The organism is Secundilactobacillus paracollinoides DSM 15502 = JCM 11969 (assembly GCF_001311135.1).
GTDB lineage: Bacteria > Bacillota > Bacilli > Lactobacillales > Lactobacillaceae > Secundilactobacillus > Secundilactobacillus paracollinoides.
This window is the reverse complement of sequence record NZ_BBAG01000034.1, coordinates 26,716-35,767: the sequence shown is the minus strand read 5'-3', so window position 1 is coordinate 35,767 and position 9,052 is coordinate 26,716. Positions and strand designations below refer to the sequence as shown.

Annotated in this window: 7 protein-coding genes and 1 pseudogene; 1 reads left to right on the top strand and 7 read right to left on the bottom strand. The window is 45.6% G+C overall.

The annotated features are described in order from the left end of the window. The first annotated feature begins 45 nt into the window (after nucleotides 1-45). On the top strand, nucleotides 46-1,449 hold the full coding sequence (locus JCM11969_RS11055; protein WP_054711260.1) for an MFS transporter: 1,404 nt from the start codon (nucleotides 46-48) through the stop codon (nucleotides 1,447-1,449). Between the two features lie 51 nt (nucleotides 1,450-1,500). Here the strand turns inward: JCM11969_RS11055 and JCM11969_RS11050 are convergent, their stop codons facing one another. The 7 genes and pseudogenes from JCM11969_RS11050 to JCM11969_RS11020 all read right to left on the bottom strand — a co-directional run bounded on the left by JCM11969_RS11050 (nucleotide 1,501) and on the right by JCM11969_RS11020 (nucleotide 9,040). Continuing rightward, complete coding sequence (locus tag JCM11969_RS11050) at nucleotides 1,501-2,274, bottom strand: ABC transporter ATP-binding protein (RefSeq protein WP_054711258.1); 774 nt, start codon at nucleotides 2,272-2,274, stop codon at nucleotides 1,501-1,503. A gap of 15 nt (nucleotides 2,275-2,289) precedes the next feature. After that, nucleotides 2,290-3,303: an ABC transporter permease gene (locus JCM11969_RS11045; protein WP_082409319.1), complete on the bottom strand. Its 1,014-nt coding sequence runs from the start codon at nucleotides 3,301-3,303 to the stop codon at nucleotides 2,290-2,292. Nucleotides 3,304-3,323: 20 nt separating this feature from the next. Next, nucleotides 3,324-4,369 (bottom strand): annotated as a pseudogene (locus JCM11969_RS11040) (ABC transporter substrate-binding protein). A gap of 553 nt (nucleotides 4,370-4,922) precedes the next feature. Beyond that, entirely contained in the window at nucleotides 4,923-6,104 is a 1,182-nt protein-coding gene (locus JCM11969_RS11035) for an aminotransferase class I/II-fold pyridoxal phosphate-dependent enzyme (protein ID WP_054711256.1), read from the bottom strand. Between the two features lie 13 nt (nucleotides 6,105-6,117). Further along, on the bottom strand, nucleotides 6,118-7,260 hold the full coding sequence (locus JCM11969_RS11030; RefSeq protein WP_054711254.1) for a trans-sulfuration enzyme family protein: 1,143 nt from the start codon (nucleotides 7,258-7,260) through the stop codon (nucleotides 6,118-6,120). A gap of 13 nt (nucleotides 7,261-7,273) precedes the next feature. Continuing rightward, nucleotides 7,274-7,702, bottom strand: coding sequence for a GNAT family N-acetyltransferase (locus tag JCM11969_RS11025; protein WP_054711252.1), 429 nt, complete (start codon nucleotides 7,700-7,702; stop codon nucleotides 7,274-7,276). A 39-nt stretch (nucleotides 7,703-7,741) separates the two neighbouring features. Beyond that, nucleotides 7,742-9,040, bottom strand: a complete 1,299-nt coding sequence (locus JCM11969_RS11020; RefSeq protein WP_054711250.1) for an O-acetylhomoserine aminocarboxypropyltransferase/cysteine synthase family protein — start codon at nucleotides 9,038-9,040, stop codon at nucleotides 7,742-7,744. Nucleotides 9,041-9,052 lie beyond the last annotated feature (12 nt).

Genomic DNA, 9,052 nt, shown 5'->3' with positions numbered 1-9,052 from the left:
TTAAAGAAGCAATCCCATACATATCGCCACGAAAGAAGGATTTTTTTGGAAACAAAAGTCACCCGTCGCACCCAACTGTCGATTTTAGCAGTGGGGCTACTCTCGTTTATCGGTATCCTCATTGAAACGTCTATGAATTTGACGTTTCCAACGTTGATCACGCAACTCCATGTCTCTTTATCGACGATCCAGTGGGTCACTACCGGCTATCTGTTGTTGGTGACCATCGTGATGGGCACCACAGCGTATCTTTTAAAACGATTTGACGGCCGAACGATTTTTCGGTTTGCAATCATTTGTTGTCTCATTGGCACCATCCTGTGCGGCATCGCGCCCAACTTCACCTTTCTCATTTTCGGGCGGTTGTTTCAGGCGATATCCACAGGGTTATCCACACCACTGATGTTTAACATCATTTTGACTTCCGTGCCAAAATTTCAGTTAGGCGTCTACACCGGCCTTGCTGCAATGGTCGTTTCCTTTGCACCTGCCCTTGGGCCAACGTATGGTGGCCTGTTAAACCACGCCTTGTCATGGCGGTGGATTTTCTGGATTGCCCTACCGATTATTATCATTGTTGCATTTCTGGGAAACAGCACAATTCATACCAGGGCCTCCCACCAACACGGCGCATTTGATTTTTATGGACTGGCACTCGTTGCCGTCATTTTTGCAAGTTTGGTTTGGACCTTCAACGAAGCCGGAACGCACGGGTTTATGAGCGGTCAATTCTGGGGCTGGCTAATCGTCTTTCTTCTATTGATGGGCATCCAGCTCTGGCACATGGGTCATGGCAAACGAGAATTGCTGGACTGGTCAATTTTGAAAATGCCGCTGATTCGCCTCCGGTTGACGACCTACTTCCTATTGCAGTTCACCAACATCGGTATTTCCTTTGTGATTCCGCTCTACGCCGAAAATGTCTTGGGTGCCAATTCGATGGTCGCATGCATGATCCTCTTTCCCGGTGCCCTACTGGGTGCCATCACCGCACCACTTGCCGGTCGGATCTATGATAAACGAGGCGGAATTCTGCCGATTATGATCAGCAACGTGTTCCTTCTGATTGGCACGGGCCTCTTTGCGACGCTGACCAACCATCTGACGCTCGGCTTGATTGCCATCTTCTTCATGGTGCTGCGACTTGGTTTCAACTTTGGGTTCGGGAATCTCATGTCCGATGCCAGCAAGCACGTTGCGGTACACCAAAAGGCCGACCAAAATTCGCTGTTCAATATGATGCAGCAATACGCCGGCTCACTGGGAACCGGCGTGCTATCAGCCATTATCTCAGCGCATGAGCTGACCATCCGCTCCACCGAACATGCGACGAGACAGGGCAGCCACGTTGATTTTGTGGTGTTGGTTGTACTGGCACTGATTGCGTTTGCGGCAGCGTTGGTGGCTAATCGGTATATTTTGAAAGAACGAAAACAAGTGTCAGCATGACAAAACGACCGAGAAATCACATGATTTCTCGGTCGTTTTTAGCTGTGTTGATTACCGTGACGCTTCCTGGACGTCCTCCAAACCAAAATTCAACTTCTCTTGAATTTCGTGGCGGAACGTTGCAAAGTCTTCACTCACCCGTGACCGTGGATGCGGCAGCGGGTTGTCGACAATTTCCTTAATTCGACCAGGTCGCGGTGTCATGACCACGATCCGATTACTCAGATAGACCGCTTCATCGATATCATGGGTTACCAAGATCATGGTGGTGTGTGTCTCTTCCCAAACACGATAGATGACGTTTTGAATATCAGCTCGTGTGAAGGCATCGAGGGCCCCCATTGGTTCATCCAGTAACAGAATCTCCGGTTTCATGATGATTGAGCGCGCCAAAGCCGCCCGCTGTGCCATCCCACCTGAAACTTGGTGCGGATAGGAATTCTCAAAACCGGTCAGCCCCATCAGATCGATGTAGTGCTTCACCAGGGCTTTGTCGAAATGACGGCCCTTAGTGACCTTCAACCCAACACTGATATTTTCCTCAATCGTTTCCCATGGAAAAAGACTCCCATGTTGGAAAACATACCCTCGCGAATAGTCCGGCTTAGTGATCCGGTCACCATCAATGGTAACCTTCCCTTCCTCGGGTTGATCCAATCCTGAAATGAGCCGCAACAGCGTCGTTTTACCACAGCCCGATGGCCCAATGATGGACACGAATTCGCCAGGGTTGACGGTAAAGTCGATATCGTCTAATACATTAATTTCTTGACCATTGTTATCCTGCAAACGCCGGTTAACGTGGTCAACTTCTAATACACCCATTTAATGTGCCCCTTTCTAATTTCGCTTTTCACGCCAACGTAAGAAGTAGTCCTGAACCTTCGTGAACAGCGCGAAGAGAACGGAGAACAAAATGGCCATGATGACAATCGCTGCGTACACCTGCGTGTAGTTACCAGTCCCTTTTGCCCAGTTGATAAACCAACCGAGACCAACCTTGGCACCAATCATTTCAGAAATCACCAACATGGTAAATGAGAGACCCATGGCGGTGTAGATCCCGGTGAAGATGCTTGGTAACGCACCAGGAATCACGATTTTACGCACAATTTGCCACTCGCTGAACCCGAGTGTTTTCGCAGATTCGAAGTACTCTTTAGAAATGCCTTGAACTCCACCAATGGTCATGAAGGCCACTGGGAACCAAACGGAAAACGCAATCAAGAAAACTTCGGCCATGTAGCTCGTTGGAAAAATAACCATGGTTAACGGCATCCACGCAGCAGCTGGAATGATCCCAATCACTTTTAAATATGGGAATGCCCAGTAATTAAACTGGCGATAGCGGCCCATGCCAAGGCCTAAAACGACCCCAAGCAAGGTCCCTACAATAAAGCTGACGACCCACAATCCAAGTGACGAAAGTGTTGACGCCCAAAGTAACGCTGCGTTTTCACGCATTTGGTCAAGAATCTGGGCAGAACTCACGAAGAATGGCTGTTCAAGGACTGCGAATTTTTCAGTCAGCAAATCTTGGACAATCAGCAATACCCCTAGTGAAATGTTTAATTGGGCAAAGTGGCCGTTGTAGTGTCTGATTCGGCCGTGGGTAAACTGGCCAATAACCGTTACAATCAGGAGGTAAGCAAAGTAGGCTGCTAAGAACCAGTAGTAGGTTTTATTATTGACTAACTCTTGTGAGGCCACCAGTTTATTTTCAAAATACGCTGCCGCCACGGCGACCAAGCTCAAAATATTCCAGGTTAAATGCCATTTTTTCCAATACTTGCTTGCATCCCGCGTTGCTTTGGCTGTCTTTTTATCACTCGTTTGTTGAACAGACATCAACATGAAATTCACTCCTTACTCAATTACTTAAGATCTGGGTACCAGTATGCTTGCTTCAGGAGTTGTTTGTTGTTCGTATCCTTCTTCAAGTAACCGGCTTCCTTTAATTGTTGAATATAGTAGGCCAAATCTGACTTACCTTTCTTGAGGTTCAGGTTAAAGTGCTCATCCTGTAGAATCTGAGTCACATTCTTAACATTGATGAACTTCGTCTTTGAAACGTACCCTTTGTTCAATTCGATCTGAGCAGTTTCCTTAGGGTTCTTGTTGATCCAAGCAGCTGCTTCCTTGTAGGACTTCACGATTGCCTTAGCCTTCGCTGGGTTCTCTTTGATCAGCTTGCTTGAGATGTAGAGGTAACAGCAAGACCCGTTTTTCTTCATCCCCATGGCAGCCATCTTTGAGTTGCCTGAATAGTTGTTGTTATCAATAATGGTCTTAAACCCATCTTGTTTTTGGGCTTGGTAAGCGTATGGATCAACGGTCCCGATGGCATCAACTTGGCCCTTTTCAGCGGCCTTAGCTAACAGGTCGGTACCGTAAACTTTCCATGTCACATCCGTCTTAGGATTCAACCCGGCATGTTGCAATGCGATCGAGGTCACATACTGTGGTGTTGACCCTTGCGCAGGAATCCCAATTGTCTTCCCTTTTAGATCCTTAACACTCTTAATGCTTGAGTTCTTTGGCACTAACAACTTGATGCAGCTTGGTGAATCCCACCAACAGCTTTGATCTGGGCACCATTTTGAATGGCTGGCAGATATTGGAAATCACCGTTTTGCGCATCGTACTTACCGCTCGCAAATCCAGCTTCCAAATCACTGATGTCACGGGGGTTAGCCACAAGCTTGGCCTTGATCCCGTTCTTCTTAAAGAACCCCTTCTCGTAAGCGATGTAATTAGGGGCGTTACAGATTGACCCATCTTTTGCAGGAATCGTCACTGTCCCGTACTTATACGTTTTTGAAGCACCCTTATTACTTGCACTGCTATTCCCACAACCCGCGAGAATACCACCAATTGCTAATAAACTCACCAAACCAACTAAGAAACCCTTTTTCCTCATCGTGAAGCCTCCCAAATAAGATAACTAAAATAATAACTGAAACAAAAAAACGCCCCTATGCCCGCATAAGACATAAGGACGATTACTCGGATACCACCTTTAATTTGACTATTTTTCACAAAATAGCCCTCACCGAGTACGTCATGAAGCCATGAGATACCCTTATCCGCTATCGAGGACAACCGCCAGAACTTAACTATTCGGCTCTGGACGCTCAAAGACCATCTTCGATTCTGCACCCATACCGGCTTTCACCGCTCCCGGCTCTCTAAAATGGATACGATAAATCTACTTATCTCATCACTGCGTGTTTAATATTAAAATATGGTTAAATTATAATGCAATGTGTACATTTGTCAACATGCAATTTTAGATTTCCTTGAAAATCAGTGATATCAGGTGATAAGTGATAATTTTAAAACATGTTAATACGTATTTACATTCCGGCACAATAACACACTCTATTTTTTCACCACTAATCTTAATAAATCAATTCAATAATATCGTATGTATGTCAGAGTAAACGACTTACCAGCCGCCTACTCAAAGTAAGTTATTGTTTCACAGACTGCGTGTTAACAAATTGGGTCAATCGGCTCACAGCCAATTTAAGATTATCCAGACTCGTCGCATAGCTGATTCTAAAATAGTGCGACCCACCGGACTCGAAGGCCTCACCAGGTACCGTTGCTATTTTTGCTTTTTCAGCCAGCAGATCCGTGTAATCATTCGCGCTTCCTGTAAAGGTTGCCGGAACTTCAACATACACATAGAAAGCACCCTGTGGCTCGACGAACTGATAGCCTAATGCTATTAACGCGTGAGTCAGGTAACGTTGTCGTTCCTCGTAGATTGCCTTCATCCTTCTTGGATCGCCATCGCCGTTAAGAAATGCTTCAGTAGCAGCATCCATATTGAGCGAGCCAATGGTCGCAACGTTAGCTTGATGCACCTTTGCAAGTAGGCCAATCACGTCAGTCTGGCCAGCTAAATAGCCAACACGCCAACCAGTCATCGCATATGCCTTTGAAACACCATTTATATAGAGCGTCTGATCAGGCAAAAGACTTGCAATAGAAACATGATCTACGCTGTAAGACAGTTCGCTATACACTTCATCACTTAACACTGCGACGTCATACGTTTTTAAAACGGCAGCTAAGGCTTGAAGCTCAACAGATGTCAACGTCACGCCCGTGGGATTATTTGGATAATTCAAAACAACAAGTTTAACGCGACCAGCATAAGTCTCGAGATACGATTTTAAAACGGCGGGAGTTAACTTAAAGTCATTTTGACTGGTATCGATAGTCACCGGTACCCCACCATTTTGTAACGTCACCGTTTCATACAGACTAAAAGCTGGTGACGGAATCAAAACCACATCGTTTGGTCCAATCATGCCATTGATCACAGTGCTAATGGCTTCAGTAGCCCCATTTGTCACAATTAGCTGACTTTGCGGGTTATAGGTGAGTTGATATCGCCGTAACAAATAATCACTAATTGCTTGTAAAAGTCCAGCAGTCCCACGATTAGGTGCGTAATGACTATGATTATCAAGGATACTTTGAATGGCTGCTAATTTAATATGGTCTGGGGTGACAAAATCAGGCTCACCAATCGTCAACTTAACAATATCCTTAATCGCCCCATACTTTTGATTGACGCGCCGAATCAAAGAGGATGGAATTTGATTTAAACGAGGATTTACTAAATTAGAAATTTCATGCATCCTATCACCTCCGTTATAACTGGTCCAAACCTTGTTTTAAATCCCCAATCAAATCCCTAGGATCCTCAATCCCTACCGATAACCGCACTAATTGGTGAGTAATCCCAACGGCTAACTGTTGTGCATCTGACAATTCAGCATGTGTCATTTTGTACGGTAACTCGATCAGACTTTCCACCGCACCAAGGCTCACGGCTAACTGGATGAGTGACAAACTTTCTACAAATTTCTTTGCATCAAGACCAGCCTTCAATTCAAAACTGATAATACCGCCAAACCCATTTGTTTCAGCCTTCGCAATGTCGTAATCCTTTGACCCTGGAACGCCCGGATAATAGATTTTTGAAACTTCATCTCGCTCTTGTAAAAAGGCGACAATTTTGGCGGCATTACTCAGATGACGGTCTAACCGAACAGCAAGGGTTTGAATACCGCGCCGAATTTGAGCAGCATTTTCAGGTGATAGGATCGAACCGATCCCGTTTTGATTGAAATAGATACGATCAGCTAGCGCCTGTGTTTTTGCAACAACAAGGCCGGCAACAACATCGGAGTGTCCCCCAAGATACTTGGTGGCTGAGTGAACGACAATATCTGCTCCCAATGTTAGCGGGCGCTGCAGGTAAGGCGTTAAAAACGTATTGTCCACAATGGTTAGTAGGTTATGAGCTTTCGCAATAGCAGCAATGGCTTTGACACTCGTGACTTTTAAGAGTGGATTCGTAAATGTTTCAAAGTAGATTGCCTTTGTATTGGGCTGAATGGCGGCTTCAACTGCTTTGGTATCCTGAGTATCCACCGCCGTAAATTCGAGCTGCCAGCGTTTAAAGAACTGGGTAATCAACCGAAACGTCCCGCCATAGACGGTGTTGCCAATCACAATATGATCGCCTGGAGAAAAGATAGCGAGGGTGGCGTGAATGGCTGCTAGGCCTGATGAAAAGGCAAATCCCTTAACACCACCTTCTAGCGTTGCAATTTGATCTTCTAAGTAGTTTCGAGTTGGATTACCCGAACGCGCATAATCCCATTTCACCTGCGAGTCGACCGTTGGAAAAATGTACGTTGAAGATGCATAGATAGGCACATTGACCGCCCCCGTGTCGTTGTCATGTTGTGGCGTGCCATGTACCAGTTGCGTATCGAATTCTGCCATAATCACTAACCTCCTAAGACTGATCTAAATCGATGTCTAAATACGTTATATCTGTGCGTTGCTTAAACCCAAGGTGTTCCCAGAACGCTCTGCCGTCCACATTATCGTTGGTTGTAAACAACCCTATTTTCTCAATTTCTTGCTGCTTAAATTCTGCCAAAACTTTGTGAATGAGCGTAGTGCCAATGTGTTGACCACGATGCCCATCCGCAATTGCGGTGTGATACAGGTAGCCTTTGCGACCATCCGTACCGCCTAAAATGGTCCCAATAATTGCGCCATCGTTGTCAATTGCGGCAAAACACAATGTTGGATTATGATCGACCACAGATTTGATTCCCGCGTACGTGTTATTCAGCGACCCTAAATTCATTCCAGGTGTCTTTTCCCAAAGCGCATACGCTTCGTCATAGTCTTCTGGAGTAAAGTGACGTATTTGCATATTTCGAATCCTTTCTAGTTCCCAAATTCAGTATTCTTATCAGTCGTTAAACGCACCGGAAATGGCCTGATCCAGATCCGCAATCAAATCATCAACATCCTCTAACCCAATCGATAATCGGATCACATTGTCATTCAGTGCATGTTTAGCTCGAATTTCTTCTGGAATCTCACGGTGAGTTGTCTTCGTCGGGTTCACAATTAATGACTTAGCATCCCCAACATTTGGCAAATAGCTGAAGATTTGAACGCCGTTGATAATGTCACGAATCTGAGCAATACCGCCCGCAACTTCAAATGCCAGGATCGCGCCAATGCCATGTGGATAGTATTTTTTAACGAGGCTGTTTTCAGTATCAAGTCCTGAATAATAAACCCGCTTAACGTGGCTATTTTCCTGAAGGTACTTCGCGATTTTAGTTGCACTGGCAACCTCTTTCGTCACCCGTTCTGAAATCGTTTCAAGCCCAATGAGCGACATGTACGCTTCAACAGGACTGAGAACGGCACCCATCAGCCTGAGATATTTCATCCGAATACGGGAGATAAATGCTTTACTACCAAACTTTTCGACAAAGCTTTGACCGTTTGGATGTGCATCATCCGTCAAAATAAACTCCGATTCATTCAATTGGGGGAACTTATCGCTGGACCAATCAAACTTCCCGTTGTCAACGACAAGGCCGCCAATCACATTACCATGCCCATTGATGCCCTTTGTCGACGAGTAAATTGAAATATCCGCACCGAATTCAAAAGGTTTAAACAAATATGGCGTTGGAAATGTGTTATCAATGATCAATGGAATCCCAGCGGTATGGGCAATGTCAGCGAGACCTGCCACATCCGTAATTTCAGTACTTGGGTTGGCCACACTTTCGGCATAAATGGCTTTCGTGTCCGCCGTTATCTGATTTTGGATACTCGTCAAATCGTTCACGTCATCATAAAAATCGACCGTGATCCCAAACTTTGGAAATAGCGTCCGAAACTCGTCAAGACTCCCGCCATAAATGTTAGACGGCGCTAGTACATGACCACCGCCCTCTGCAACATTAAAAATGGTGTACGTAATCGCAGCCATCCCGGAACCAAGCGCAACAGCCCCAACCCCGCCTTCAAGTGCCGCGATTCGATTTTCAAAGACCTCTGTCGTGGGATTTGAGACCCGCGAGTAACTGAATTCTTTCTTTTGCCCGGAAACAACTTTTAACCCATTATCAAAATTTTCAAGGCCAAACGCTGCAGTGGCATATATCGGCACCGACGAGGCATACTGATGTTTCGACCAGTCATAGCCCGCATGAAGGCGCTGTGTATCAAAATGTTCTTCAACCATTCTGGCTCACTC

Bases quoted from the DNA above. Each gene is read 5' to 3' on its own strand.
- JCM11969_RS11050 (WP_054711258.1), bottom strand. From the start codon at position 2,274: ATGGGTGTATTAGAAGTTGACCACGTTAACCGGCGTTTGCAGGATAAC.
- JCM11969_RS11045 (WP_082409319.1), bottom strand. From the start codon at position 3,303: ATGTTGATGTCTGTTCAACAAACGAGTGATAAAAAGACAGCCAAAGCA.
- JCM11969_RS11035 (WP_054711256.1), bottom strand. From the start codon at position 6,104: ATGCATGAAATTTCTAATTTAGTAAATCCTCGTTTAAATCAAATTCCA.
- JCM11969_RS11030 (WP_054711254.1), bottom strand. From the start codon at position 7,260: ATGGCAGAATTCGATACGCAACTGGTACATGGCACGCCACAACATGAC.
- JCM11969_RS11025 (WP_054711252.1), bottom strand. From the start codon at position 7,702: ATGCAAATACGTCACTTTACTCCAGAAGACTATGACGAAGCGTATGCG.
- JCM11969_RS11020 (WP_054711250.1), bottom strand. From the start codon at position 9,040: ATGGTTGAAGAACATTTTGATACACAGCGCCTTCATGCGGGCTATGAC.